Source organism: Shimia sp. (assembly GCF_039969785.1).
Classification (GTDB): Bacteria; Pseudomonadota; Alphaproteobacteria; order Rhodobacterales; family Rhodobacteraceae; genus Shimia.
Window position 1 is genome coordinate 311,978 of record NZ_JBDVNC010000022.1, and the last position, 26,169, is coordinate 338,146.

23 protein-coding genes and 1 pseudogene are annotated in these 26,169 nt (G+C 53.6%); 11 read left to right on the forward strand and 13 right to left on the reverse strand.

Annotated elements, in window-relative coordinates:
* Positions 1-587 precede the first annotated feature (587 nt).
* The 11 genes and pseudogenes from ABJI08_RS12705 to ABJI08_RS12755 form a co-directional block, all read right to left on the reverse strand.
* The gene (locus tag ABJI08_RS12705; RefSeq protein ID WP_348402211.1) at positions 588-1,043 is read right to left on the reverse strand and encodes a carbon monoxide dehydrogenase subunit G; all 456 of its coding nucleotides are present in this window, start codon (positions 1,041-1,043) and stop codon (positions 588-590) included.
* 103 nt (positions 1,044-1,146) lie between these two features.
* Entirely contained in the window at positions 1,147-1,731 is a 585-nt protein-coding gene (locus tag ABJI08_RS12710; protein WP_348402212.1) for a nucleotidyltransferase family protein, read from the reverse strand.
* Positions 1,724-2,503, reverse strand: coding sequence for an XdhC family protein (locus tag ABJI08_RS12715; RefSeq protein ID WP_348402213.1), 780 nt, complete (start codon positions 2,501-2,503; stop codon positions 1,724-1,726). Before ABJI08_RS12715 ends, ABJI08_RS12710 begins: the two co-directional genes overlap by 8 nt.
* A complete protein-coding gene (locus ABJI08_RS12720) occupies positions 2,500-3,681 on the reverse strand; it encodes a VWA domain-containing protein (protein WP_348402214.1) in 1,182 nt (393 codons plus the stop codon). Before ABJI08_RS12720 ends, ABJI08_RS12715 begins: the two co-directional genes overlap by 4 nt.
* Positions 3,678-4,553: a MoxR family ATPase gene (locus ABJI08_RS12725; RefSeq protein WP_348402215.1), complete on the reverse strand. Its 876-nt coding sequence runs from the start codon at positions 4,551-4,553 to the stop codon at positions 3,678-3,680. The genes ABJI08_RS12720 and ABJI08_RS12725 overlap by 4 nt, the downstream gene beginning before the upstream one ends.
* Positions 4,554-4,599: 46 nt before the next feature.
* Positions 4,600-7,026: an aerobic carbon-monoxide dehydrogenase large subunit gene (locus ABJI08_RS12730; protein ID WP_348402216.1), complete on the reverse strand. Its 2,427-nt coding sequence runs from the start codon at positions 7,024-7,026 to the stop codon at positions 4,600-4,602.
* The gene (locus tag ABJI08_RS12735) at positions 7,023-7,517 is read right to left on the reverse strand and encodes a (2Fe-2S)-binding protein (protein ID WP_348402217.1); all 495 of its coding nucleotides are present in this window, start codon (positions 7,515-7,517) and stop codon (positions 7,023-7,025) included. Before ABJI08_RS12735 ends, ABJI08_RS12730 begins: the two co-directional genes overlap by 4 nt.
* A gap of 11 nt (positions 7,518-7,528) precedes the next feature.
* On the reverse strand, positions 7,529-8,383 hold the full coding sequence (locus tag ABJI08_RS12740; protein ID WP_348402218.1) for a xanthine dehydrogenase family protein subunit M: 855 nt from the start codon (positions 8,381-8,383) through the stop codon (positions 7,529-7,531).
* A gap of 114 nt (positions 8,384-8,497) precedes the next feature.
* On the reverse strand, positions 8,498-9,610 hold the full coding sequence (locus ABJI08_RS12745; protein ID WP_348402219.1) for an MHYT domain-containing protein: 1,113 nt from the start codon (positions 9,608-9,610) through the stop codon (positions 8,498-8,500).
* A 284-nt stretch (positions 9,611-9,894) separates the two neighbouring features.
* A pseudogene (locus ABJI08_RS12750) lies at positions 9,895-10,309 on the reverse strand (hypothetical protein).
* Between the two features lie 67 nt (positions 10,310-10,376).
* On the reverse strand, positions 10,377-10,520 hold the full coding sequence (locus tag ABJI08_RS12755; RefSeq protein ID WP_348402220.1) for a hypothetical protein: 144 nt from the start codon (positions 10,518-10,520) through the stop codon (positions 10,377-10,379).
* Between the two features lie 354 nt (positions 10,521-10,874).
* On the opposite strand from ABJI08_RS12755, the gene ABJI08_RS12760 reads away from it, so the two are divergent.
* The 3 genes from ABJI08_RS12760 (at position 10,875) to ABJI08_RS12770 (ending at position 13,291) form a co-directional block, all read left to right on the forward strand.
* A complete protein-coding gene (locus ABJI08_RS12760) occupies positions 10,875-12,020 on the forward strand; it encodes a YeeE/YedE family protein (protein WP_348402221.1) in 1,146 nt (381 codons plus the stop codon).
* Positions 12,021-12,065: 45 nt separating this feature from the next.
* On the forward strand, positions 12,066-12,509 hold the full coding sequence (locus ABJI08_RS12765) for a DUF302 domain-containing protein (protein ID WP_348402222.1): 444 nt from the start codon (positions 12,066-12,068) through the stop codon (positions 12,507-12,509).
* Positions 12,510-12,775: 266 nt separating this feature from the next.
* Complete coding sequence (locus ABJI08_RS12770) at positions 12,776-13,291, forward strand: YHS domain-containing (seleno)protein (RefSeq protein ID WP_348402223.1); 516 nt, start codon at positions 12,776-12,778, stop codon at positions 13,289-13,291.
* Between the two features lie 162 nt (positions 13,292-13,453).
* Here ABJI08_RS12770 and ABJI08_RS12775 read toward each other — a convergent pair whose 3' ends face one another.
* Positions 13,454-13,867 (reverse strand): hypothetical protein, encoded by a 414-nt coding sequence (locus ABJI08_RS12775; RefSeq protein WP_348402224.1) that lies wholly within the window; start codon positions 13,865-13,867, stop codon positions 13,454-13,456.
* Between the two features lie 172 nt (positions 13,868-14,039).
* Positions 14,040-14,615, reverse strand: a complete 576-nt coding sequence (locus ABJI08_RS12780) for a hypothetical protein (RefSeq protein WP_348402246.1) — start codon at positions 14,613-14,615, stop codon at positions 14,040-14,042.
* On the opposite strand from ABJI08_RS12780, the gene ABJI08_RS12785 reads away from it, so the two are divergent.
* The 8 genes from ABJI08_RS12785 (at position 14,496) to ABJI08_RS12820 (ending at position 26,124) form a co-directional block, all read left to right on the forward strand.
* Positions 14,496-16,082 (forward strand): thiamine pyrophosphate-binding protein, encoded by a 1,587-nt coding sequence (locus tag ABJI08_RS12785; protein ID WP_348402245.1) that lies wholly within the window; start codon positions 14,496-14,498, stop codon positions 16,080-16,082. The genes ABJI08_RS12780 and ABJI08_RS12785 overlap by 120 nt on opposite strands.
* On the forward strand, positions 16,066-17,286 hold the full coding sequence (locus ABJI08_RS12790; protein WP_348402225.1) for a CoA transferase: 1,221 nt from the start codon (positions 16,066-16,068) through the stop codon (positions 17,284-17,286). Before ABJI08_RS12785 ends, ABJI08_RS12790 begins: the two co-directional genes overlap by 17 nt.
* 198 nt (positions 17,287-17,484) lie before the next feature.
* A complete protein-coding gene (locus ABJI08_RS12795; protein WP_348402226.1) occupies positions 17,485-18,774 on the forward strand; it encodes a tetratricopeptide repeat protein in 1,290 nt (429 codons plus the stop codon).
* 20 nt (positions 18,775-18,794) lie between these two features.
* Entirely contained in the window at positions 18,795-19,976 is a 1,182-nt protein-coding gene (locus ABJI08_RS12800; protein ID WP_348402227.1) for an OpgC domain-containing protein, read from the forward strand.
* Positions 19,976-21,505, forward strand: coding sequence for a glucan biosynthesis protein G (locus ABJI08_RS12805; protein ID WP_348402228.1), 1,530 nt, complete (start codon positions 19,976-19,978; stop codon positions 21,503-21,505). The genes ABJI08_RS12800 and ABJI08_RS12805 overlap by 1 nt, the downstream gene beginning before the upstream one ends.
* Positions 21,502-23,385 (forward strand): glucans biosynthesis glucosyltransferase MdoH, encoded by a 1,884-nt coding sequence (mdoH, locus tag ABJI08_RS12810; protein ID WP_348402229.1) that lies wholly within the window; start codon positions 21,502-21,504, stop codon positions 23,383-23,385. Before ABJI08_RS12805 ends, mdoH begins: the two co-directional genes overlap by 4 nt.
* Positions 23,386-24,321: 936 nt before the next feature.
* The gene (locus tag ABJI08_RS12815; protein WP_348402230.1) at positions 24,322-25,086 is read left to right on the forward strand and encodes a TIM barrel protein; all 765 of its coding nucleotides are present in this window, start codon (positions 24,322-24,324) and stop codon (positions 25,084-25,086) included.
* A 99-nt stretch (positions 25,087-25,185) separates the two neighbouring features.
* Positions 25,186-26,124, forward strand: a complete 939-nt coding sequence (locus ABJI08_RS12820) for a substrate-binding domain-containing protein (RefSeq protein ID WP_348402231.1) — start codon at positions 25,186-25,188, stop codon at positions 26,122-26,124.
* The last annotated feature ends 45 nt before the right edge of the window (positions 26,125-26,169 follow it).

A 26,169-nucleotide genomic window follows, 5' to 3' on the forward strand; every position in this document is an offset into this window, starting at 1 on the left:
CAAAACGAAGGAACCGCACCAGACCGCTGGGTCTTTAAGGACTCGAGCCACCCGATGTTTCGAATTCCAGACGACGGGCTGCCAATATATCCCGGCTGGTAGGTCTCAACTAAACTGTGCCGCGTCGAGGACGATCGCGAAGTCAGCGCTGTTGTGACAGTCGCAGCAAAACCGGGTATGGAGCGCATCCAGGAGGCAGTTCAACGCACTGTCCGAACCCATGCAAACGCCAATGAGGGACGCGTGCATTGCGACATTCAACGCGATGTCTATAACCGCCGCAATTTTGTAATCTCCGAAACGTGGAGCAATCGGTCGACCTTTGAGGCCCACGGAGTTTCCGCCTACTTGGACGTCCACAAACGCGCCGTTTGACCATTGGTCGAGGCCGGTGGGGCAAACGTTACTCAAGCCATGACGTAGCACTCATTCTTCCCATTCAGCGCAACGTCTACTGCTGCATTTTGGCTCTGATTGAGAGAGGCCAACCGAAAGGTGGCGTGATCACCGAAAAAGGGCGGCGTGCCTTAGCAAGCTCCGCCGCCCTGGCAACGATGTCTGATACATGTTCTGCGTATGTCAGATCGTTATGCTGCGACTTCTTCGTTTACGACGTCTGCGAAAGACTTAAAAAACTTAGCCGCCAGTTTTTTTGCGGTACTTTGAATCAACCTGCTACCAAGTTGCGCTAGCTTTCCGCCAATGTCGGCCTTGGCTTCATATCGCAGGATCGTCTGGTTAGGGCCATCCGCCGTAAGCGTAACATCTGCCCCGCCTTTCGCGTGACCCGCAGCCCCGCCATTCCCTTGTCCCGTAAGCGAAAACGCATCGGGTGCGCCTGTGGTATCAAGTTGTACGTTACCGCTGAACTTGGCCTTCACAGGGCCAATTTTTAGCACAACTTTCGCTTCAAGTTCAGAGTCCGAATGTTTGATCAATTCTTCGCAACCAGGGATGCATTGTCGCAAGATTTCTGGATCGTTCAACGCAGCGTATACGCGTTCATTAGATGCATTGATGATAATTTCGTCTGAGAGTTTCATGGTTTGTCCTTTGGTTAGCAACAAGGAAATCTGATGTTTTCAGCTTGTTCGGGGGTCAGTGCCCAAATGCAGCGCATCCGTCTGATTATTTTCTTCAGTACCTTCATATTGTCTTCTCCGTGTTATCGACGGTCGCCGCATCGTAGGCTTCGGGTGTGTCCACATCGGCGTAAAAACCGCAGGACGTCAGCGCATGAAACTGCACATGATCGGGGTTGGCGCGGATGAACTTGCGCCTTGGCGATCTGGGATCGGCCAGTAGACGGTCGCGCGGCGTGCCTAGCACAAGGATTGGATTGCCACGTTGCCCATCCAGCTGAGGTATGGAGATGCGTACGGCGTCGCCGGCTTTATGCGCCTTTGACAACATCTGCAGATCGCTGCTTGTCAGAGTTGGTTGATCACTCAACCCGATCAGAATCTGAACGGCTTGCTCAACGGCACGCAACCCGCAGGCCACAGAGGACTGTTGACCATCAGAGTAATTTGGATTGTGGACGACCTGCACTACAGATCTGTCCAAGCATGCTTTGACTGCGTCGACCTCATGCCCGGTTACCACCACACGATAGGTCGCAACCATATGCTGGATCATCGGCACCCCATGGATTGGCAAAAGCAACTTGTTCCGCTCACCGATACGGCTCGAAAGCCCTGCAGCCAACATGATCGGTTTTATCTCACACATCGGTTTTATGCAGCGCGAGTCGGCGTTCTTTTATCAACTGCGCAAGGATCGATAGGGCGATTTCTTCGGGAGTGACTGCGCCTAGATCAAGCCCCGCTGGAGCATGCACTTGATCAATTAATGACTGTGCAATGCCAGCAGCGGTCAACTTTTCCGAGAGTGCGGTATATTTCCGCTGACTGCCAACAAAGGCGATGTAGTCAGGATGGGCTGTGCAGGCGGATGTCAAAGCGTCGATATCGCCCTGCCCCTGTGTGGCGATCACCACGAAGCGTTGTCGTTGCAATTTGCCATCGTCAAGTGTCGTCGTGACCGACCAATGAAACTGAGGGGCCAACGCAATAAGCGCTTGCGCCACAGGTGAGGTGCCGATTACGGCCAACTGCGGTGTGGGAATACAAGGTTCGATAAAAATATCCACCGTCCCGCGTGACGGGCAACCATTTCTGGCAAAGCGCGTTCCATCGACTTCATCCCCCGCGCTCACACCCTTTTCGGCAAGCAAGTCTTCCGGCGCGACGGAAACAAGCTGTGGCGTTCCGTCTTGCAAAGCCTGCACCGTTGCGCGTTTGACCGCCCCGCGTGTGCAGCCGCCGCCAAGCCAACCTTGCAGAATTGTCCCATCAGCGCTTAGCAGTGCCTTGGCCCCTGGTTTGGCCGCAGTGGCCCCAGCCGTGCGCACAATGGTGGCAAAGGCAAAGGGCTCGTCACGGGCACGCAGCTCTTGCGCTGCATCGGCCAGATCGGTTGATAGAATTTCCGCAGGTGTCATAGTATGGTCAAATCCCGCTCTAAGGCTGCCAGATCACTCAGAGTATTGGCGGCTTTGAAGACATCAAGATGCGGTAAGGCTGCTGACATGCCAGCTGCGATCGGGGCATATTCTGACCAACCTTTCAACGGGTTGAGCCAAATCACTTTGCAGCCGCGTTTGCGCAGTTTCTCTAAAGCATCGCCAATCATTTCGGGCGCTTCGGTGTCATAGCCGTCGGACAGGATCATCACCACACTGCGCCCATCAACAAACCGTCTTGCGTATGTATCGGCAAAGCGCATCAGAGATGGTCCAATCTTTGATCCGCCCCCAAACCCGTCGGCCATTAGGGACATCCGACCAATCGCGCGCATGGCATCCTTGTCGCGAAGGGCTTCGGTGATCCGCACGAGGCGCGTGTGAAACAGGTAGGCGTCAGCAGCCGCATCCGTCCGCATCATTCCAGCCAGAAAGGCTAAAAAAACCTTTGCGTAAACGGACATCGACCCGGACACATCACATAGCGCCACGATCTTACGGGTGCGATCCGGGCGCCTCTTATGCAGCAACCGCAGGGGTTCTCCACCTGTGGCAAGGCTGGCACGTATCGTTTTACGAAAATGCAATCGATCGCCTTTTCGCGCAGCCATGCGACGGCGCGAACGTTGATCACGCAGGGCCGCACCGATCCGGCGAGCGGCATCTTCAGCCTCGGCAATCTCTTCAGGCCGGACCAAATCACGCAAGTCTTTGCGGGCCAAATTGTGCTGATTGGTAGCGATCAATTTTCCAGTGCCGTCGCTGTCCACCTCACCTTCGCCTGCCTCCGGGGCCGTCGCCGACCCTGCCGTCCCAGCGTCCTGCCCTTTGGCATCGCGAGAGGAATGCACATCATCGCAAGTCGGAGTGTTTTGCGACGGCACAACTTTTCTTCGAACCCGCCCCATATCCATCCAGTAGCTGTTGAACAGATCATCGAACCGTTCAGCCTCTTCCTTGCATCCCGCACAAACTGCCCGCAATGCACGGCGGCTTTCATCGGGTTGGATCGTGTCGACCAACGCCAAGGCCGCCATCGCAACCTCCGCCTCCGCCACGCCCAACCGCAGCCCGTTTTCGCGCAAATGCACAATAAATGCGGCGACCCGTGCAGATGGCCCTGGGTCGCGGGCGGCAAATTTGGTGATACGGCTCATGCCGCGCGGCCTGCGATACGCCCAGCGACCTCGGGCGTGATATGGGCCTGATCACTTTGGGTTTTCAACAAAGTTGTCAGCGTCGCTTGTAACACCGCAGGATCATTCGTCAGGTCTGCAATTCCCAAGCCCATCAAGGCCGCGGCAAAATCCAGCATCTCGGCAACGCCAGGCATTTTCTCAAGCTCTTCTTCGCGCAATTTTTGGACGAAACCGACGATCTGATTTGCCAGATGCGCCTCAACTTCTGGGCAGCGCGCTTTGAGGATCTCCAGTTCGGTCGTGAAGTCAGGGTATTCGACGTAAGAATAAAGACAACGGCGGCGTAGTGCATCTGACAGGTCGCGGGTACCATTGGATGTCAGGATTACGATTGGCCGGGTCGTGGCGAAAATTGTACCCAGCTCGGGGATCGACACCTGAAAGTCAGACAGGATTTCCAGCAAGTAAGCTTCAAATTCTTCATCCGCACGGTCAATTTCGTCGATTAGCAGCACCGGTGGTGCGTCTTGGGTGATCGCTGCGAGCAATGGCCGCTCAAGCAGGAAGTCCCGTGAGAAAATGCGATCTTCTACCGCTTTGCCCGTCTCCCCATCCTCGGCCGCCGCACGGATGGCCAGCAATTGTCGCTGATAGTTCCACTCATAAATAGCTTGCGCGGCATCCAACCCCTCATAGCACTGCAACCGGATCAGGCGTGAGTCCTTTACCTGCGATAGGGTGCGCGCAATCTCGGTTTTACCAACACCCGCAGCCCCTTCCAGCAACAAAGGACGGCCCAGCGACAAGGCCAGTTGCAAAGCAACCGCCAAGTCGTCAGAGGCCACATAGCCCTTGTCGGCGAGCGCGGTTTTCAAGTCAGTCCAAGTCATGATGTGCTCCGTAAGGTGAGCAATACTGCCCACCCTACCCTTCCGATCAACCGTGAAGGCCAAGGTCGTTGGCGGTTTTCCAAATCCGCCAGTGGTCATGCGGCATGTTGGTGTGCGTGTTGCCAAACGGGCGGAACGCATCTTGCACTGCGTTCGAGAAACACGGAACCCCGCCCACATGCGGGCTTTCCCCCACGCCTTTGGCACCGATCGGGTGATGCGGAGACGGCGTTACGGTAAAGTCGGTCTCGTAATTGGGCACTTCCCATGCCGTTGGCAGAAAGAAGTCCATCAACGTTCCGGTTTTAACGTTGCCCATGTCGTCATAAGCAATCTCTTGCCCCAAGGCGACGGCCAGCGCTTCGGTCAGTCCCCCATGCACCTGTCCTTCGATAATCATCGGGTTGATCCGAGTGCCGCAATCATCAAGCGCATAGAAGCGGCGGATATCCGGCACCCCAGTATCAACATCGATGTCCATGACACAGACATAAGCCCCAAACGGGTAAGTCATATTGGGCGGATCGTAATAACTGACTGCTTCCAGTCCTGGTTCGATTCCTGGAATGGCTTGATTGTAGGCGGCAAAGGCGATTTCTTTCATCGTCTTGAACTTCTCAGGCACGCCCTTGACAACAAACCGATCCACATCGAATTCCACGTCGTCGTCGTGGACCTCAAGTAAGTAGGCCGCGATCATCTGAGCCTTGGCGCGGATCTTGCGACCGGCCATGGCCGTGGCCGCTCCTGCGACCGGCGTTGAGCGAGAGCCGTAAGTACCGAGACCATACGGCGCGGTATCGGTGTCACCTTCTTCTATAGTGATGCTGTCGGCAGGAAGCCCAATCTCGGACGCGAGGATTTGCGCGAACGTCGTCGCGTGCCCTTGTCCTTGGGAGATTGTACCGAGGCGCGCAATCGCTGACCCAGTTGGGTGGATGCGAATCTCGCAGCTATCGAACATCCCAAGCCCAAGAATGTCACAGTTCTTGACTGGCCCGGCGCCGACGATTTCTGTGAAGAAGCTAAGGCCAATGCCCATCAACTTGCGCGTCTTACCTGCTTTGAAGTCTTCCACACGCTGCGCTTGTTCAGCCCTCAAACCGTCATAGTCGACAGCCTTCAAGGCCTTTTCCCAAGCGGTGTGGTAATCACCGCTATCGTATTCCCAGCCGAGTGCAGCGGTATAAGGGAACTGTTCTTTCTTGATAAAGTTGATCCGGCGCAACTCTGCAGCGTCCATGTCTAGCTTTATTGCGAGAACTTCGATCATACGTTCAATGAAGTACACAGCCTCGGTCACCCGGAACGAACAGCGATAGCTGACGCCGCCGGGGGCTTTGTTGGTGTAGACACCGTCTACCTCAAGATAAGCGGTTGGGATGTCATAAGAACCCGTGCAGATGTTCATGAATCCTGCCGGAAACTTAGTGGGGTCTGCACAAGCGTCAAAACCGCCGTGATCGGCTGTCACATGGCAATGCAAGCCAGTGATCTTACCTTCGGGTGTCGCACTGATCTTGCCCTTCATCCAGTAATCACGCGCAAAAGCGGTGGTCATCAGATTGTCCATGCGGTCTTCAATCCACTTAACTGGTTTGCCCGTTACAATGGAGGCCACAACCGAGCAGACATAGCCGGGGTAGGCACCAACTTTATTACCAAACCCGCCGCCGATATCGGGCGAGATGACGCGGATGTTGTGTTCTTCAATGCCGGAAATTAGCGACACGATCGTACGGATTGCGTGCGGCGCTTGGAACGTGCCCCACAGTGTTAGCTTGCCATTGACCTTGTCCATTGAAGCGACACAGCCACAGGTTTCCAGCGGGCAAGGGTGCGTTCGGTGATAGTACATGCTTTCTTCAGCGACGACTTCCGCATTGGCGATGACCTCATTCGTTGGGTCTTTGTCGCCTGCTTCCCATGTAAAAATGTGATTTGGGTGCTTGCGCGGGCCGTGGGCACCATCGATGGCCTTACCGCTCTCGTCCACCGTATCTTCGCGTAATACAACGTCTGATTTTAGCGCTTCGAACGGGTTAACAAGCACGGGCAGTTCTTCGTAGTCAACCTCAACCAACTCAATGCCGTCAGCGGCGGAATAGCGATCTTCGGCCACAACGAACGCAACTTCCTGGCCTTGAAACAGCACCTTGCCGTCAGCCAGCACCATCTGTTTGTCGCCCGCGAGCGTCGGCATCCAATGCAGACCGAGAGGTTCAAGATCGGCAGCGGTCAGTACGGCCAAGACACCAGGCACCTCTAAGGCTGCGGCAGTGTCGATGCTTTTGATGCGCGCATGCGCGTAAGGAGAGCGCACAAAATCTCCAAACAGCATCCCGTCTAGTTTCACGTCATCGACGTAGTTACCTTTACCTTGTGTGAAACGGGCGTCTTCGACGCGCTTGCGCGAACAGCCCATGCCCTTGAGGTTATCGACTCGTTCTTCGCGTGTGACTTCGTCTTTCATTCTGCGGCCTCCTTCGCGGCTGACATTTCCGTGGCCGCAGCCTGAATAGATTTCACAATGTTTTGGTAGCCTGTGCAGCGGCAGATATTGCCTGCCATGCCAAAGCGGATTTCTTCTTCGGTCGGATTGGGGATTTCCTCCAACAACTTCGTGGCGCGTGTGATCATACCCGGAGTGCAATAACCACATTGGAGGCCGTGGTGTTCTTTGAACGCCTCCTGCAAAGGATGCAGATCGTCCGGTCCGCCGATGCCTTCGATGGTCGTTATGTCTTTTCCATTGGCTTGCGCGACGAACATGGTGCAGGCTTTGACTGATTTACCATCGATGGTGACTGTGCAAGCACCGCAGTGTGAGGTTTCACACCCGATATGTGGCCCAGTGATGTTAAGCCGTTCGCGCAGCGTGTAAATCAGAAGTTCGCGGGGTTCGGCGAGGAATTCCTCTTCCTTCCCATTCACTGTGATGGCGTAGTGTTGTTTCTTTGACATGGTGGTTCTCCCTACGCCCGCGACCAAGCGCGTGCGATGGCGCGGTGTAAGATGACACCTGCGACGTGGATCTTGAATGCGATGGGGCCGCGGTTGTCTTCAGTTGGGTCGATGTCGTCAAGCATGGCGGCAACGGCAACAGACAAAGCCGCATCATCCACCGTCGTGCCAACAAGTGCAGCACCTGCAGCTTCGGAAAACACCGGTGTGTCGCTAAGGTTAGTCATCGCAATGGATGCAGAAACACAAGACCCACCATCTTTGACAATCTGCACCGCCGCCGCGGCAGTTGCATAGTCACCGATCTTACGCTTTTGTTTTTCGTAAGCGTAACCACCTTTAGGCAGTGGGATCGTGACACGGGTCAGGACCTCTTCGTCTTCGCGGGCGGTCATATAGGCGGCTTCGTAAAAATCGCGCGCGGGAATATCGCGTTCGCCATTTGCACCAACGATCGAAAAAAAAGCGTCGAGGCACTGCATCAACCCCGGCATGTCATTGCCCGGATCACCGTTCGCAACGTTACCGCCAACAGTGCCCATGTAACGGACCTGGGGATCAGCGATCTGCAACGCTGCCTCGCGCAGGATTGGGGCCGAGGCGGCCAAACCGCTGTGATCAATTATATCCGCCTGCGTGACCAAAGCACCAATGCGGATGCCGTCCTCAGTGATTTCGATATCGGACATTCCGCCCACATCTTGTAGGTCGATCAGATGGGGAACATCTGCCATCCGCAACTTCATCATTGGGATCAGACTGTGACCTCCCGCCATGACACGCGCGTCATCCCCATGTTCTTCGAGAATGGATAGAACCCCGTCCATATTCTTGGGGCGATAGTATTCAAATGCGGCTGGAATCATCGGCTTCCTCCCTAAAAGCGATTGTTCTTGCTTGAGAGGAAGACAGCATACGTCCGTATGCCGAAGCACTAGAAAATCATTGAATTACTGGTCTTTTGCACGAAATGCACCGCTTTACGCACCAACTGCACCGTTGTGCGATGCCAATGCATCTTGAGTCACTTTCAGCTTGGAACGGCTTACTGGGACGGGAGGCAAATTCTGTCCATCAAAGATGCAGCGTCCCTTTTCCTTGGTCCGTTCAAATTTTGATACCCTGGCCGGATTCACAAGATAGCTCCGATGAGTTTGCAAGAACCCTAATGGCAGGAGGCGGCTTGAAGCTTCCGTAACTGGCCAAACACAAAAGAGACGCTCATCATCGGTGTACACTTGAGTGTAGTGACCATCCGCACGCACAAAGGAAACATCTTCGTAGCGAATGAAGACTTTTCCACCGTCGCGTTCGCAGGGTAGTCGCAATCCACCAGTTGTCTGCAATTGAGCACTATCGTTCAACTCAGTTCGGCTGTCTGGTACGATTAGGTACGTCACGCTGACCCACAAGCAAGCACCAAAAATTACAAAGCTAAAAAAGATAACCCCAAGTGCAAGGGTTTCATTGCTCATGGATGGTCCGAAATCGGACGTATTGGGTTCCGCGATAAAGTTGGTTCCTGCCATCGCCAGAAAATGGACCGAACAAACAGCTACGGCAAAACAGACTGTTCCCAGCAAGATATTGCGATTTGTCCGCTGCCCGTAGGCGATCCAGAATGCCAGCATGCACAGGCCAATCGCGACAATCGATGACAGGACGACACCCGATGTCGTGTGGATGGCGCGGCAGAGTTCCAATCCGGCCATTCCAATGTAGTGCATAACTAAAATTCCAACGCCAACGATACCACCCGCCGCAGCTATGATCTTTGGCGTGCGTTCAGCAAAGTGAAGCAGAATTAGGGCCCCACCAACAAGCAGGATCGCGCAAAGGGCCGAAACAAGCGTAATCGCCGCGTCATAGTAGAATTGAATGGGTAGTTTGAGCCCCAGCATGGCGACAAAATGCATCGCCCAAATTCCGCCCCCCAATGCGATCGCTGCGAGCGCGACAGTCGCCTTCTTCTGAAACATCGGCTTTTCAGAAAGGTCTCTTGTTAGCGACAGTCCTGTGAATCCAGCCACAAGCGAGACGATACACGACATTGAAATCAAAAAGCTGCTGTGACTGACATTCAAAAATTCCATAGCGCGCAAGATGACCAACTCTTAGTCGCATTGCAAACACTGCAGACTGTCGCTCTCGACAATCTTACATCAAAACGTGAAAGTCATTGCCCCGATGACGGGCCTAATGCGTCGATGCCAAAACAGCTTTAGGTTGATTTGCAAACACGTATAGACACTAATGTGTGTTGGAACTGTTTGAACTTTGGACCCTGTGCCACCGGCCGACGTAAAACACACTTACGTCTATTTTACACCGGCAAACGGCAAGAACCGTCCACCAACATTATTCAAATGTCGATGCGCTAGGCAATACTCAGTGCCTCTACCGGTTCGACCCCCACGTAGCAGACGGTGCTATCGACCTGTATAGTCTCGCAGAACTCGGGCAGATCTGAGGTTGCCAGTTTTTCTGTATATCTCCGCCGCTTTGGTCTTACGAAGAGAGTGCGCGCCGTAGCCGCTCGTCTCCGGCACGATTGCTGTTACTCGATCGCGAATGCAATCTTCACTCACTGGATCTGTCACGTTCGGCCGGACGAGATCACAGCCGCGCAGCTCGCAATCGATCACAACGTAGAACAATCCGAGATCACGAAGATTGCCGCTCATCTCAAGTCTTTCTTGGACAGCCCAAACTTGCTTTGGCAAGAGCAGTCGTTTCTGAACGATGTTCCGTCCCTTGTTCCAGACTCAGCATTTTGGGCTCGACTGAGACATTCGCTGTGCCGAGCACTATTGGCCACTTGTGGCAATCTCACCGTTCGCTGCATCGACCACGAACAGGCTATGTGTACGAAACAGAGCGGGCCTGTTCGCCGTGTTCGGCGGCCAAACCTATCATCATCTGAACGAAGATGCCGTTGTCGCTCCACCAAAACTTCTTGGTTGCAACGGCGCTGATATGCAGAGGTTTGGTGTGAGTGGTCATGTCGAACGTCAACGACAGCACACATGCTTTACGATACCAATGGCGTGGCAATGTCGCGGAACCTGACAGGTGATGATACGCGTAGGAAAGGCTGCTTGCCTGCCCCGCGTTGCAATCGAATCATAGCCTTTCAATTTTCCGTGACAAAACCGTCAGCCCCCTCCAATAATTTTACAAACTAGTACAGGTTGGAAAGCCCACAAGTTAGATTTCCTCCGTCTCGGTAACCTCAAAATTTGCAGCACAAAACATAACTGCAAGGACAGGTCGCGCAATATGAATAGGCCGCTCGTTTTCGCGTGCATCGCTCTTTTCGCCCTAATCGTTGCAGCATTTGGCGAGCGAGGTGGTGCAATGGCAGGTGCGGCAATGATTGGTGGGCTGGCCGGGTTTGCTTTGTATCATGCGTCATTTGGATTCACCGCCGCATGGCGCAGGATTGTCAGGGAAAAGAGGGGGGCGGGGCTGCGCGCGCAAATGCTGCTGATCGGTTTGACCTGCTTGATCTCCTTTCCGCTGTTTCAGTATGGCGAGATGATTGGGATAGCAGCGCGCGGCAATACTCTCCCGATGGGCTTGGCCAGCGCCTTTGGCGCGTTCGTCTTCGGCACAGGCATGCAGATTGGAGGGGGCTGCGCGTCTGGTACTCTATTCACCGTTGGTGGCGGTTCGACCCGGATGATCGTGACACTTGTGTTTTTTATTGCTGGCTCTGTCATCGCCACGGCACACTGGGAATTCTGGACGCGCCCGATCGCTGATCCAACACTGGTCGACCCGGCATATGCGATCGTCAAAGACATTGTCACGACGCGTCTGAACAACAACCGCGGCATATCGTTGGTGACGGAATTTGGAGCGTTTGGTGCTCTGGGTTTAATGGCCATTTTGCTTGGGTTGATTGCGTCAGGCTCAGCGCTTATCGAGCGGCGTGTACATGGCGCGCTTGAGCTTGCGAAACCTACGCAATCTCTATTAACGGGCCCATGGTCGCTGCTCGCCGGTGCGGTAGCGCTTGCCATCGTCGGCGTTCTCTGCCTCATCGTTCTTGGCCGCCCCTGGGGTGTTACTGCCGGTTTTGCCCTGTGGGGTGCTAAGGCCTATGAAACAATAGGTGGGGACGTCTCGGACTGGATCTATTGGAGTGGCTGGCGCAGGCAACAGTTGAATGCCTCTCTCCTTGCCAATGGCACTTCGGTAATGAATTTCGGCATCGTGTTCGGTGCGATGATTGCCGCAGCTCTGGCCGGGAAATTCTCGCCGGTCTGGAAGCTGTCGACGAAAGATATCCTGACCGCAGTTATTGGTGGTCTTTTGATGGGATATGGCGCCCGACTTGCTTATGGCTGCAATATCGGTGCCTATCTCGGCGGATTGGTCTCTGGTTCGCTTCACGGCTGGTGGTGGTTAGTTTGGGGTTTCGCCGGAAGCTATCTCGGCGTCTGGCTCCGCAATAAACTGGCGATGGACCCACCGCTTTCCCCCAACCCAAACATGTGAGTACAAACAGTGCGCTACGTTATCCCATTCGCTTTTTCACTTATCATGGCATTTGCCCTGACTGTGACATCTGTCAACGCTGATCCAAAAAAACGGCAAGGGTGGGAAGTACATCCAACCAGCCTTTCTTACACAGACCTGATTGACCGGGTGAAATCTGCAGCAAAAATGAACAAGATGGGTGTTGTCACTCAGGCGGGCCCGACAGGTGCCGCCAAATCCCGTGGTGTTACAATCCCGGGAAACCGCGTCATCGGCATTTTCAACAACGTCTTTGCAGTAGAACTGCTGTCCGCCTCGGAAAGCGCAATGATCGAAGCGCCGGTGCGGTTCTACATCACAGAGCAGCAGGATGGCACAGCAACCCTGTCCTACAAGACGCCGACTCTGGTTTTTTTGCCCTATGCCGACGACAGCCCGGAGGTCATGAAAATTGCTGCAAGGTTGGATGAGGTGTTCGCCAAAATCGCCGAACAGGCGATCAGGTAATTCTTTGTGCCGGAGCTTATCGAAAACGCATTGGCTTTGGCGCGTGATGGCAGTTTGAGATGTTGGTTCGGCATTTCGCACAAGACACGTGCCCAGGTTTTGGGGCGAAACAACCTTCACCCAGATGCCAATGATGCGCCAGCGTTCACAAAGTACATCAGTTCAAATTTGCGCCAGAATTTGTGATGGTTCGTTGTGTATCCTTGGCCGTCCGACCGCAATATAGTTCCCACAACAACCACCTCAACGAAGACTGGACACATTTCATGAAAACACTCATTCTCTCTTCCGCCTTTTCGATATTGGCGTCTGTTGCATTGGCAGGTCCGCAGTATCTCGACAGTACCAACTTTGCGGTCTCGGGATATGATGTGGTGGCGTATTTCGATCTTGAACAACAGCCTGTTGGCACGGTTCAGCCTGAAGGTGTGAAAGGCCACAAAGACATTACAGCGGACCACAACAACGCAACTTTTGCCTTTTCGTCAGCGGAAAACCGAGACAAGTTTCTCGCTAGCCCGGATAAATATGCACCTCAGTACGATGGTCACTGCGCCTATGGTGTGTCCAAAGGCGGCAAGGTTCCTGGCAATCCAAACCTTTGGCGCATTGTAGACGGCAAGCTTTATCTCAACATCACCAAGAATGTGGTGGGGTTCTGGGAAGAGGACATTCCTGGAAACTTGTCCCTGGCGAACAATAACTGGGTCGGAATAGAACCTGCAGATGCGTCGACAAGTGTCATCCCCAATTTTGAATCTAACGCGCCAGTCACCAACTAAACCCCTGTGGGACCGTCATTGTGGCGGTCCCGTTTATCCGGTTTTCTACATCATTTCATTTAGACCTGATCATTTAGTCCAACTGGCTTGCGGTGCTGGAACACTCCACATTTCCCAGGCATCTCCCTGTTTCTCAACACATGAAAGAAACCAACGTATGTTTCATTCCCATTTCTCTGCGTTGGTGGTTTGCATTTTCCTGACTTTGTCCGCGCCTGTCGCCCATGCCTGCAGTGCAACGACGCTTTGCACCGTTGAAAATGGGTCATATTTCGTTGCTCTGCCCGATAATCCCACCTCAGACACGCCAGTTATTTTGTTCATACATGGCTTCGGAAGCAACGGCGGGGCTGTCATAAAAAACCGTCTCGTGACCGAACAATTTCTGGCAAGAGGGTTTGCGGTGGCCGCCCCAAACGGGATGAAACTCGAAGGACGCAATGGGAGAAGCTGGTCATTCCATCCCAAGCGGCCCCAACGTCGTGACGAAATTGCTTTTCTCACTTCGGTGCGCGACAACGTAGTTGCCAGAAACAATCTTAATCCAGACAAAACCCTTTTGTCGGGGTTTTCCATTGGCGGTTCAATGTCGAGCTACCTTGCGTGTGAAATGCCCCGGGCCTTCTTTGCCTATGCGCCAGTCGGCGGTAGTTTCTGGCGCCCTCACCCGACCGAATGCAATGGCCCGGTCCGCTTGTTTCATACGCATGGCTGGCGCGACGGCACTGTTCCGCTCGAAGGGCGCGCCTTAGGCGGAAAGTCGATCAATGACACCAATGCCATAGCGCAAGGAGACGTTTTTCGTGCGCTCGGAATATTTCGCGAAACCAATGGTTGCCTCTTCGGCAAGGCGGATTCCTTTGAAACCACAGACGACGTTTGGCGTCGAAAATGGGAGAGATGCACGCCCGGCTCTGCGCTGGAATTTGCTTTGCACCCGCGCGGCCACGTCATCCCAAAAGAATGGGCAAATATGGTCGTGGATTGGTTTGAGAAACTGTGATGGCAATGCGATTGTTGGGAGAGCCATGGCGGTTTTGACGACCCTGATGCCATTCCGCTGGCAAAACGGGGTACCAAAGTGAAGTGGCGCGAAGTCGCCTAAACACTTCAATTTGAATTGAATTTCAACCGACAATGGTTCACCAGCGCTTAAGTTGAAGTGGCAATTTGAAGGTTTGTACAAATGCGGGCAGCGGATGTTTTGGCGAAACGGCTTTATGCTGCGGGATGCAGGTGGGCCTTTGGGATGCCCGGCGGCGAAGTCCTTACGCTTGTGGACGCGTTGGAGCAGGCCGGAATCACTTTTGTCTTGGCCAAACATGAAAATGCAGCCGGTTTTATGGCCGAAGGTACCTATCACCGGACGGGCGCGCCGGGAATAATGGTTGCCACAGTTGGACCCGGAGCACTGAACGGTGTGAACTCGGTTGAGAATGCGCGTCAGGATCGCGTTCCGATGATCGTCCTCACAGGGGCTGTCGATGCTGACGAGGCACATACCTATACTCATCAGGTGCTGGACCAGCCGCAAGTTTTTCGCGCAATCACAAAGGCAAGTTTCACATTAAACGCAGGGGCGGCTCATGTGATCGCTGACAAAGCAGTGACACAAGCCATGGAAGGCCGCCCAGGTCCGGTTCATATTGACGTACCAATTTCAGTGGCAGACGAACCCGCCACTGGTGAGGGTATTCTTCGCAAACCTGCCTTGCCAATGGCACCGGGAGCAAGTGCAGAGTTCGACGCCGCTAGAAATGCGCTGAGCAGCGCAAAAAAACCTATCATCATTGTCGGTGTCGATGCGATGACGCAGGGCGCGGAAACTGTGATAAAGCGCGCAGCGGAAATGCTCAACGCGCCGGTCATCACCACGTACAAGGCCAAGGGCATGCTGCCCGAGGAACATCCGTTGGCGCTTGGCGGGGCCGGGTTATCCCCAAATGCCGACAGGGTTTTGCTCCCTCTGGTCTCCGAGGCAGATGTCGTTTTGGCGATTGGATATGATCCCATCGAAATGCGAACAGGCTGGCAAAATCCATGGGATCCGGAACGGCAGGTGGTGATTGATGTGATGGCAGAGCCGAACCATCACTACATGCATCAGGCCAGCCACAATTTCATTGGCGATTGTACTGCGACGGTCGGCGCCCTGTTACCGGAGGCTCCGCTGACGGATGTATGGGCAGGCGGCGAGATTTCGACCGCGCGGGCGGCTCTGGATAAGGCGTTCAAGCGGCAGGGCAACTGGGGGCCGGATGCAGTTTTCGAAATTTGCCGCAATGTATTACCTGACAATACACTCGCAACAGCAGATAGCGGCGCGCACCGGATATTGCTGTCTCAGATGTGGCGCTGTGATTTCCCACGCGCCCTGACACAGTCGTCTGGTTTATGCACGATGGGGGTTGCCGTACCTTTGGCCATTGGACAACAGATTGTTGAGAGAAACCGACCGGTGGTGTCCTTTTCGGGTGATGCTGGGTTCCTGATGGTGGCGGGCGAACTGGCCACTGCGGCAGAGCAAAAGCTGCGAACGATATTTGTGGTTCTTGTTGACGCAAGCCTTGCGCTGATCGAATTGAAACAAAGGCAACGCCAAATGAAAAATCGCGCGGTGGACTTTGGTTATGTGGATTTTTCCGCTGTGGCGCGGGGCTTTGGAGGCGCGGGGCATCGTGTGACCAGCGAAGAAGAGTTGCGGAATGCCTTAGACCAAGCGCTGCAGTCCGATACGTTCACGGTGATTGCCGCTGAGATTGACAGGAAAGCATATGATGGAAGACTCTAACGCCAAAGGCGCCCTGGACGGGCTGATTGTTCTGGACCTGTCGAGGATTCTTGCTGGCCCGACAGCCACGCAAATGCTGGGCGATCTGGGGGCTACGGTTCTAAAGATTGAGAACCCAAAAACCGGTGGCGATGATACCCGGACATGGGGACCACCATATGCCGAGACACCAGATGGGCAGAGCGACTTGAGTGCCTATTATATGGCCGCAAACCGTAACAAATACTCTATTCCGGTGGATATCTCGACAGCCGAGGGGCAGGCCTTGGTACAAGCGATTGCCGCACAGGCTGACGTGGTGGTTGAAAATCATAAACCGGGTAGCTTGCAGAGATACGGGCTGGACCACGAGAGCATTTGTGAGGCGCATCCTAATCTGGTCTATTGTTCAATTTCGGGGTTTGGTCAGACCGGACCGAACCGGGAACAGCCGGGCTATGACCTGATGGCGCAGGGATACGGCGGCATTATGTCCCTGACTGGCGACCCGACTGGTGTTCCGACAAAAGTGGGAGTTGGTATCGCGGATGTGATGTGCGGAATGTACGCAACCATAGGCATTCTCGCTGCTCTTCGACATCGGGATCAAACCGGCGAAGGGCAACACATCGACCTTGCACTTGTAGACACGCAAATGGCGTGGCTTATCAATGAGGGAACAAATTTTCTGGCCTCCGGAAAAGAACCTGTTCGCCGGGGCAATGCACACCCCAATATCGTGCCCTATGATGTTTTCTCGACAAAAGATGGCCATGTCATCATTGCCGTGGGCAACGACACACAGTTTCAGCGGTTCTGTTTGGCCATTGGACGCAAGGACCTGGCAGAGCAAGATCGATTCCAAACCAACCCGGATCGGATCAAACACCGTGAGGAACTAACAAAAACCATTGCAACATCGCTGTTAACGTTCCCTAGCAGCCAAATTCTTGAAATATTACAAGAGGTAAAGGTGCCTTGCGGGCCAATTCACTCTGTTGCGGATGCACTGACATCAGGTCAGGCCAAGGCACGTCAGAGTGTGATTTCCATGGATCACGCAGAGACCAGCGATGGGAACGTGCAACTCCTTGGAAATCCACTTAAATTCTCAAAAACTCCAATTTCTTATCGCCGCGCGCCGCCGCGATTTGGGCAGGGATTTGAAGAATTGGATGCCCTAATTCCCGGTCTTAACAATTCCAAACCATCTTCGGATCTGTAACCCGCGTCACATGAACGTGAAATGGCTTCACGTTCTCGCAGGATAACGGCTATGTGAGGTGTTGTAGGCGAACGGCGGCGATACATCTCGTTTAACGCGTGCCATTCACCTGTAGTAGTGGGAATAACAATGTATTTCGATGTTACAAATAGTTCTGTAAGCCTTAGCCAAACAAAAACGCTTGAACAATGGAACTCAATGATCCGTGCATATTTGGCACATGGGGTCCGCACTCCGACACATCTTGAAGCTGTGCTTAACGCCGAGCCTGATTTTGCGATGGCCCATGCGGCCAGAGGATTGTTCTGCATGATGATGGCCCGGCGCGAGCTGGTCGTCGCTGCACATGAGGCCTATGCCAAGGCCAGAACAGCGCTCGAGCAAGGTGGCAGTACCGAACGCGAGCGGTTGTGGGTTGAGGCGTTGTCTGACTGGATTTCAGGAAAGCCCAGCGCCTCGATACAGCGCATGGAACAAGCCCTACTGCTGAACCCGGCCGACACATTCTCGATGAAAGTCAGTCAGGCAATCCGATTTATGTTGGGCGACAACCACGGTATGCGCCGATCGGTTGATCGCGTCATCAATGCGCATGGGGCCGACCACCCGCTGCGTGGGTATGCCTATGGCTGTCACAGCTTTGCTTTGGAAGAAACAGGAAGCTACGCAGAAGCTGAAAAGGCTGGACTGGACGGGCTTATGTGGGCCCATGATGATGCATGGGGTTTGCACGCAGTCGCGCATGTTTACACAATGACGCAAAGGCCGCTTGATGGCCTGTCGCTGATCGACAACAACATGTCCGCATGGGATCAGTCTAATAATTTCCGGTATCATGTCTGGTGGCACAAAGCTCTGTTGCATCTGGATCGCGGCGAATTTGATATTGTTCTTTCCTTGTATGATACCAAAATTCGCGAAGACAAAACCGACGATTTCCGCGACTTTTCCAATGCCAGCTCGTTGTTGGTTCGCCTGGAACTGGCGGGGATAGACGTTGGTGACCGGTGGGTCGAGTTGGCTGATCTGGCCGAGAGCCGGGGCGACGATGGGCACCTGACTTTTGCTGATCTGCACTACATGCTGGCGCTAACAGGTGACAAACGCGAAGACGCTGCGGCGCGGATGATCGCCCGGATTAAACAATCCGGACAAGGGACCAGTGAGGCCGCAAACGTTATGGAGCATCCCGGCGTCACGGCAGCCATGGGTCTAGCCGCCTTTAGCGAGGGACAGTACCAAACGGCCTTTGACCAGTTGCATGCCGGGATCGACGCGTTTCAAACCTTGGGGGGGAGCCACGCCCAGCGAGATGTGTTTGTGCAGGTTACAATTGATGCCGCCATGCGAGCGGGGCACTTCGATGCAGCCGAGCGTTTAATCCTAGACCGTAGAAATGTACGCAAGGGCACCGTGGACAGCTTTGCGAAGTCCCGCCTTGCAAATATTTCCCACCACCAAACCGTCAAACATACCACTGCAGCATAAAAAAGCTTATGACCCTAACAATGACGGACCGCATTTCTGTTGGTGCGACACGCGCCACACCGCAGTTGACAACGCGCGATCCCCGGTTGGATTTCTTCCGGGGCATAGCGATGTTCATTATTTTGATCGCGCACACTCCGGGCAACTGGCTAACTCTGTGGATTCCGGCTCGGTTTGGGTTTTCCGACGCAACGGAAACCTTCGTGTTCTGCTCAGGTATGGCTTCGGCCATCGCCTTTGGCAAAGTGTTCCGTGATCGTGGGCTGTCCATGGGCAGTGCGCGGGTCGCATTTCGACTTTGGCAAGTTTATTGGGCGCATCTGGGCCTGTTTTTTGCAATTGCCACAACCATGGCCGCCTTGAACATGATTTTCCCTGACGGCAGGAACTATATCGGGCAATTGAACCTCTATCATTTCTTCAAAGATCCGGGCCCGCAGTTGATCGGGCTGTTCACGCTGACTTATGTGCCGAACTACTTTGACATTTTGCCTATGTATCTGGTGATCCTTGCGATGATGCCGCTGATGTTGGCGCTGGCTCAAATCCACAAAGGGTTGATGGCCGCGGCAGTGCTGGCATTCTGGTTGATGGCCAATTACGGCAACTTGAGTTTTCCTGCTGAGCCGTGGTCCGAGCGGCAGTGGTTTTTCAATCCTTTTGGCTGGCAGCTCATTTTCTTCACTGGTTTCGCCTTTATGTCGGGCTGGTTGCCCGCCCCACCCAAAAGCCGCACGTTATTCTGGTTGGCTGTGGCGATTGTGCTGATAGTTCTGCCTTTCGCCTATTTCCGAATTCTGCGCGAAGTTGCTTTCTTTTCAGAAGGGCGCGCCGCACTGGGTGGCCTGATCAACAAGACAGATTTCGGCATCCTGCGTTATGTTCACTTTCTGGCGACAGCCTATGTCGCCTGGATGCTGGTAGGTCCAAGGGGAGAAAATATCCGGACAACCGATGCCCGGAACATTTTTGCAGGCATCTGGCGGTTTTGCCTGCCCGTGATTATGAAAGTGGGCCAGCAATCGCTTGCCGTATTTGTTGCCTCGATGTACATCGCTCGACTTTTGGGCGTTCTGTTTGATCTATGGGGACGCAGCTACGCGACAATGGTTTTCGTCAACTTGATCGGGTTCTGTGCGATTATTGCAGTTGCCTATGGCGCGGGGTGGTTCAAGTCTAACCCCTGGCGAAAGGTTGTGTGATGCTGAGACGCGAATTTCTAAGCAGTATCATAACGCTGATGGCCAGCCCGGCCATTGCACAGGATTTGACCAGCGCGAAGAAGTCCGCGCTGCAGCTTGGCGAACCAAGTGGGTTTGACCCCGAACTTGTTCGAAATCTGGCTCGTCTTCGTGCAAGCAAAGCTTATCAGCCAAGGGTTGCGATCCCCGAAGTATGGCAGAATATCAGCTACGATGACTACCGCTCAGTTTGGTTCAATACCCAAAATGCTCTCTGGGAAGACGAAGCCGAGACGCCGTTGCGTTTGGATGTTTTTGCGCCGGGCTTGTATTTTCCGCACCCAATTGATCTGAACGTAGTTGAAAATGGTCAGGCCTATCCGCTTAAATTTGATCTGGATGTCTTTGACAAAACGGACAAATTCCCGGACCTGCCAATAGACGACACGCTAGGGTATTCTGGTCTGCGCCTACGCGCCGAGCTGGAAAAACCGGGAATCTATCAGGAGTTTGCCGTTTTTCAGGGGGCGAGCTATTTCCGAGCGATTGGCACAGATAATATTTACGGGCTGTCAGCACGTGGTTTAGCTGTTGATATTGCGGAACCCACAGGCGAGGAATTTCCCGATTTTGTTGCCTTTTGGTTGGAAAAACCGCAACCGGGCACCACGAACCAAGTTCTCCATGCCCTCTTAGACAGCCCTTCCTGTTCCGGCGCCTATCGGTTTGTTATTCAGCATGGGCAGCCTTTGAAAATGGATATTGAGGCTACGATCTATCCACGTGAAGAGATGAACCATGTCGGCATCGCCCCGCTGACATCGATGTTTCAGTTCGATGAAACAAACCGCGACAGGTTTTCGGATTTCCGGCCGGCGGTGCATGACTCAGATGGTTTGCTGATCCGAAACGGTGGCGGTGAGACGCTGTGGCGACCTCTGGCCAATCCACGTGACCTTCAAATCAGCGCCTTTCTGGACAACGACCCCAAGGGGTTCGGTTTGATGCAACGGGCACGCCGGTTTGGTGACTTCGCAGATCTCCAGGCACATTATCACCGTCGCCCATCTGTTTGGGTCGAACCCGGCGAAGGCTGGGGCCGCGGCGCAGTGACCTTGGTTGAAATCCCGACCGAGCGCGAAATTTACGACAATATTGTCGCCTACTGGCGCCCTTCAGAACCGCTAGCTGCAGGCGGCGAACATCAACTGACTTACAGTCTGACTTGGGGGGACGACGACAATTACGGCGACGGATTGCGTGTACTGAACACCCGGATCGGCAAAGCTTTTGAAGATGGCATCATTATCGCCATCGATTTCGAAAACGGACCGAATGTTCCGACGGATCTGGATCTGATTGATAAGCAAATTCGGGCAAGCAACGGCGAGGTTTCCAAGGGTATCCTACAGCGCAATCCCGAAACCGGTGGGCCCAGACTTGCATTCAAATTTCACCCCGGTGACGCTGGATTGATTGAGTTTCGGGCCGAGTTGCGCCTTGGTGGCAAACCGTTAAGCGAAACCTGGCTGTATCGGTGGACTGCATGACCGAATATGCCGCCCAAATAATGCCCGAACGATCACCATTGGCGCTCGTCGCGCAGAATTTTGGCGACCGGCCGGTGCCTCGGCGGCAGTTTCGAATGTCTGTTGCAGACCGCCTCTGGCGCTTTGTTGCGTTTGCGCCGGGTGTTGCAGTGACTACTTTGCTTGTTATGGGGTTCATACATTGGTTCCAGACAGGTGGCGTGACGCTCGTTGAAGGATCGGCCATTGCGCTGATCGGCATTACTTTTATCTGGGTTTCGCTATCGGTTAGTTCGGTTCTGGTTGGCTTGTTGCGTATGGCGATCGCACCCGTCAAACGACACGAAACTCGCGATAATGGGGGCGCTCAAAACATCGCGCTGTTGATCCCGGTCTACAATGAACGTCCTGCCGATGTGTTCGGCAATGTGCAGGCGATGCTCAAAGCACTGGCAGAACGTAAAGGCGTGGATCGCTATTCCGCCTTTATCCTTAGCGATAGTTTTGATTCCGAGGTAATTGAACAAGAAGAGCGGGCATTTATGGCGCTGCAGACCCGCTGTCCTGCAGACGTGAACGTGTATTATCGCCGACGCTCAAGAAATACAGACAAAAAGGTCGGAAACCTCTCGGATTGGCTCGAAAACTGGGGCGGGGCTTATGAGGCCATGCTTGTTCTGGACGCCGATAGCCTAATGAGTGGCACAGCAATCCGACACCTGAGCCGCGCGTTGGCTCAGGATCCTGATGCGGGGTTGATCCAGAGCTTTCCGGTCGTCTTCGGAGCCGAAACCCTGTTCGGGCGCATCCAGCAGTTTTCTAACACGATCTACGGCTGGCTCTTGGCCGAAGGCCTGTCGGTCTGGTCACAACGCGAGGGAAACTACTGGGGACACAACGCCATCATCCGGACGCGCGCCTTTGCTGAAAGTGCACGATTGCCCTATTTGAAAAGCTGGCGCGGACATGAAAAACTCATCCTTAGCCATGATTTCGTCGAAGCCGGGATGCTGCGCCGAGCTGGTTGGACTGTGCGTTTTCTTCCGCATTCTGGCGGCAGTTTTGAAGAGGCGCCGCAGACTCTTATTGACTATGTGCTGCGCGATCGACGCTGGTGTCAGGGGAACTTGCAGCATTTACGCCTATTGACCGCCAGAGGTTTCCATCCCGTGTCTCGCTATCACTTGTTTCAGGGCGCAGCGGCGTTTTTGCTGTCACCCGCTTGGTTGGCACTGATCATTATCTGGACAGTGATCGGCGCTGCCGAACCAAATGAAGCGCATAACTATTTCAACGCGTCACACCCATTGCACCCGATTTGGCCTGATAAAATGCAGATGGAAAGCTGGGTGTATCTGGCAATTGTCTATTCAATGCTTCTTTTGCCCAAAGTTATCGGGATGGTCGCACTGAGCTGCCGTCGACGCGTCCGACAAGCCTATGGTGGTCTACGCCCATTTGTCGCCAGCGTGTTGTTCGAGATCATGTGTTCGATCCTTTATGCGCCAATCCTCATGATCCAGCAGACGATTGCCGTTGCTCGAGCTTTGATGGGCATTGGCGGTACGTGGATGCCACAAGTGCGGAACAACCGCGGCTACAGTTGGCGGGCGATGTTTCGTTTTCACATCCTAGAAACATTGCTGGGGGTTGGCTTGGTCTATGGAATGTGGGCGGACATGGTATCGCTTTGGTTGATGCCCGTTGCCGCAAGCCTCGTTTTTGCGGCCCCCCTGTCCAAACTAAGCTCGTGGCGGGTCAAGGATGGGCGGTTCCAGATGATGCGGTTGGACACCCCCCATAGCTTGCGTGAACCTCGTATCGTTAAGGCCGCACGTGCGGAACACGCAGCATTTACAGCCTATTTGGAGCACCAACCGTTGGCAACGGCCGCAGAGTAGCAGGGCTTTCTTTGCCTCTCTAAAGTGGGCTTTGCTAAGGGTCGAACATCCACGAGGATCGGCCAGTAATGCGCTTCCAAAATGTATTCTCATACTTGTTCAGTAAATTATGCAGAGACAATTCCAATTCTTTGGAACTCTGAGCCAGCGTTATGAAACCGGGTGCAGTTTTTTAGACTCAGCATCAGAGATGTCGCGAAGTATTGGATGTTTTTGACAACCAAGCCATGCTCGACCACCAGTTAGAAGGGCTTGTGAAACTGAGCGGTTTGACGCGCTGTTGCATTGTTTGTGACCGCGCCAATTACGGAATTCCACATGGGTCTTAGCAAGCTTGAACAGTCTCCTGAGAAGAGAACGCCCTGATTCTGAATGATGTTTCACTGCGACAAGCCTCAAGACCTCCAAGCTCTCTGCCGCCGACTTTCAAAGATTGCGCGCAAACAATTGTCAGGCAAGTGCTTAAGCAAGATTTAACCAATAAAATGAGCCGCCTGGAACGAAATCCTGCTTGATTTTTACATCGATGCCAGCGAGGCGAACAAGCAAGATCAAATCCAAATTCAAATAGGCTCACTTAAAAAAAACGAGTAAAGTGATAGGCGTCGCGTTGATACTTTGTTTCTTTTCATTGACTTCGCGGTCACACTAAACCGACAACTGAACAACACGTAGCAATCGACATATACATGCGATAGCATCGTAAAAGTTGTTGGTTTAACAGTTGTTTTTCCAACTGCCGAGGCCACTTGAGTATTCCGCTTGAAAAGCATTTTGCAACCGGTTGCAGAAAATCGTTGACCTGCGGGAACCTTTGAGCCACTTTAGCCATCGACCGGAATCGCAAATCAGCAGCGAATCTTGGCTCAAAGGGAGGGACAGTTGGTGCAATTCGCATTGAACCACATGACTGTAAGACGCAAATCTTGCTCTGCAATGATCGACATTGCGCGAGATATAGGTTGTGTTGGAGTCGAGTTGCGCAATGACGTTTCTTACCCTTTGTTTGACGGCGACTCAGCTCAAAACAAAGGAGTGCAGGTCCAAAAAAGTGGCCTTCGCATTCTGGCTTTGGCCGAAGTTTCCAGTTTCAATGATTGGACTGACGAACGTGCCGCTGCAACAGCTGCTCTAATTGAACTTGCGGTTGGATGTGGTGCCGAAGCCATCGCGTTGATCCCTCGCAACGACGGAAAACGTCTCGATAAACTGGACCGTTTAAACGATCTTAAGTTGGCTCTTGATGCTTTGAAGCCAATGCTCAAGCAGAGTGGTATATTCGGCTTCATAGAGCCCTTGGGATTTGAAACGTCTAATTTACGGCTCAAATCCGAAGCTGTGGCAGCTATAAATGCCGTTGATGGCCGCGAGACTTTCAGGCTTGTACACGACACCTTTCATCATACGCTTGCCGGAGAATGCGACCTGTTTCCCGACCACACGGGAATCGTCCATGTTTCGGGCGTTGCGAACGCGGAGCTTTCTTTTGATCGCATGCAAGACCAAGATCGTTTCCTGGTAGATGCCAATGATCGCCTCGACAACATCACACAGCTCAAGCAGCTAAGGCTTCAAGGATACTCCGGACCAGTGTCATTTGAAGCTTTTGCACCGGAAATTCACAGCATCACCGACCCGACAGCTATGCTGTTAAGGTCAATTCAATTCATCGACGAACACTTACGAGCTACTGCAGCATAATGAGTGATAGCCGATGATCTCACAGCCCCTGATAAAGCAAATTTGGGGGTCCGGTTGTAAAATTTCGGTGTACCGGCACCATTCTTGGGAGGAAACCTAATGAAGAAAACTCTTGTAGCCCTCGGGCTGACGACACTGATGTCAACCACTGCAATGGCGCAGGAAATCGGCGCAACGTTCTCGCGTTTTGACGACAACTGGCTGACGGTATTGCGGAACGGCATGGTGGAGTATGCGGGAGGCATTGATGGCCTTTCGTATCAACAAGAAGACGCAACCGACGACGTTGCGAAACAGATCGACCAAGTTAAGAACTTCGTAGCTTCTGGTGTCGATGCGATCATCGTGAACATCGTTGACACCTCGGCAGGTGCTGCCATTACCGCAGCGGCTGGCAACGTGCCTCTGGTCTACGTCAACCGTGAACCAGACAACGTAAATGAACTGCCACCTACGCAGGCGTTTGTTGCGTCGAACGAAATCGAATCCGGCACACTGTCGGCCTTCGAAGTCTGCAAAAACCTTCGTGCAGCGGGCAAAGCCGGTGGCGCACGCGGTTATCTGATGAACGGTCAGCTGTCGAACCAGGCCGCTGTGCAGCGTTCCAAAGACGTGCATGACGTGATTGGCATGGATATGTGTAGCTTCATGACGCTGATCGATGAGCAGCCTGCAAACTGGTCGCGCGATGAAGCACAAGACCTTATGACCAACTGGATGTCGTCGGGTGAACCGTTTGACTTCGTTCTGGCCAACAATGACGAAATGGCCATTGGTGCGATCCAAGCGATGAAAGCGTCTGGCATGGACATGTCAACTGTTCAGGTCGGTGGCGTTGACGCGTCGCAGGATGCTCTGGTTGTGATGGGCGCTGGTGACTACGACGTAACAGTGTTCCAGGACTCTGTAGGTCAGGGAACAGGCTCGATCGATGCGGCGCTCAAACTGGCTGCTGGCGAAAAAGTTGATCAGAAAGTCTACATCCCATTCAAGCTGGTCACGCCTGAAAACATGGGCGATTTCCTTAGCAAGAACTGAGTTTTCGAACTCGCAAAACTTGGGCAGCATCCGACTGGTGCTGCC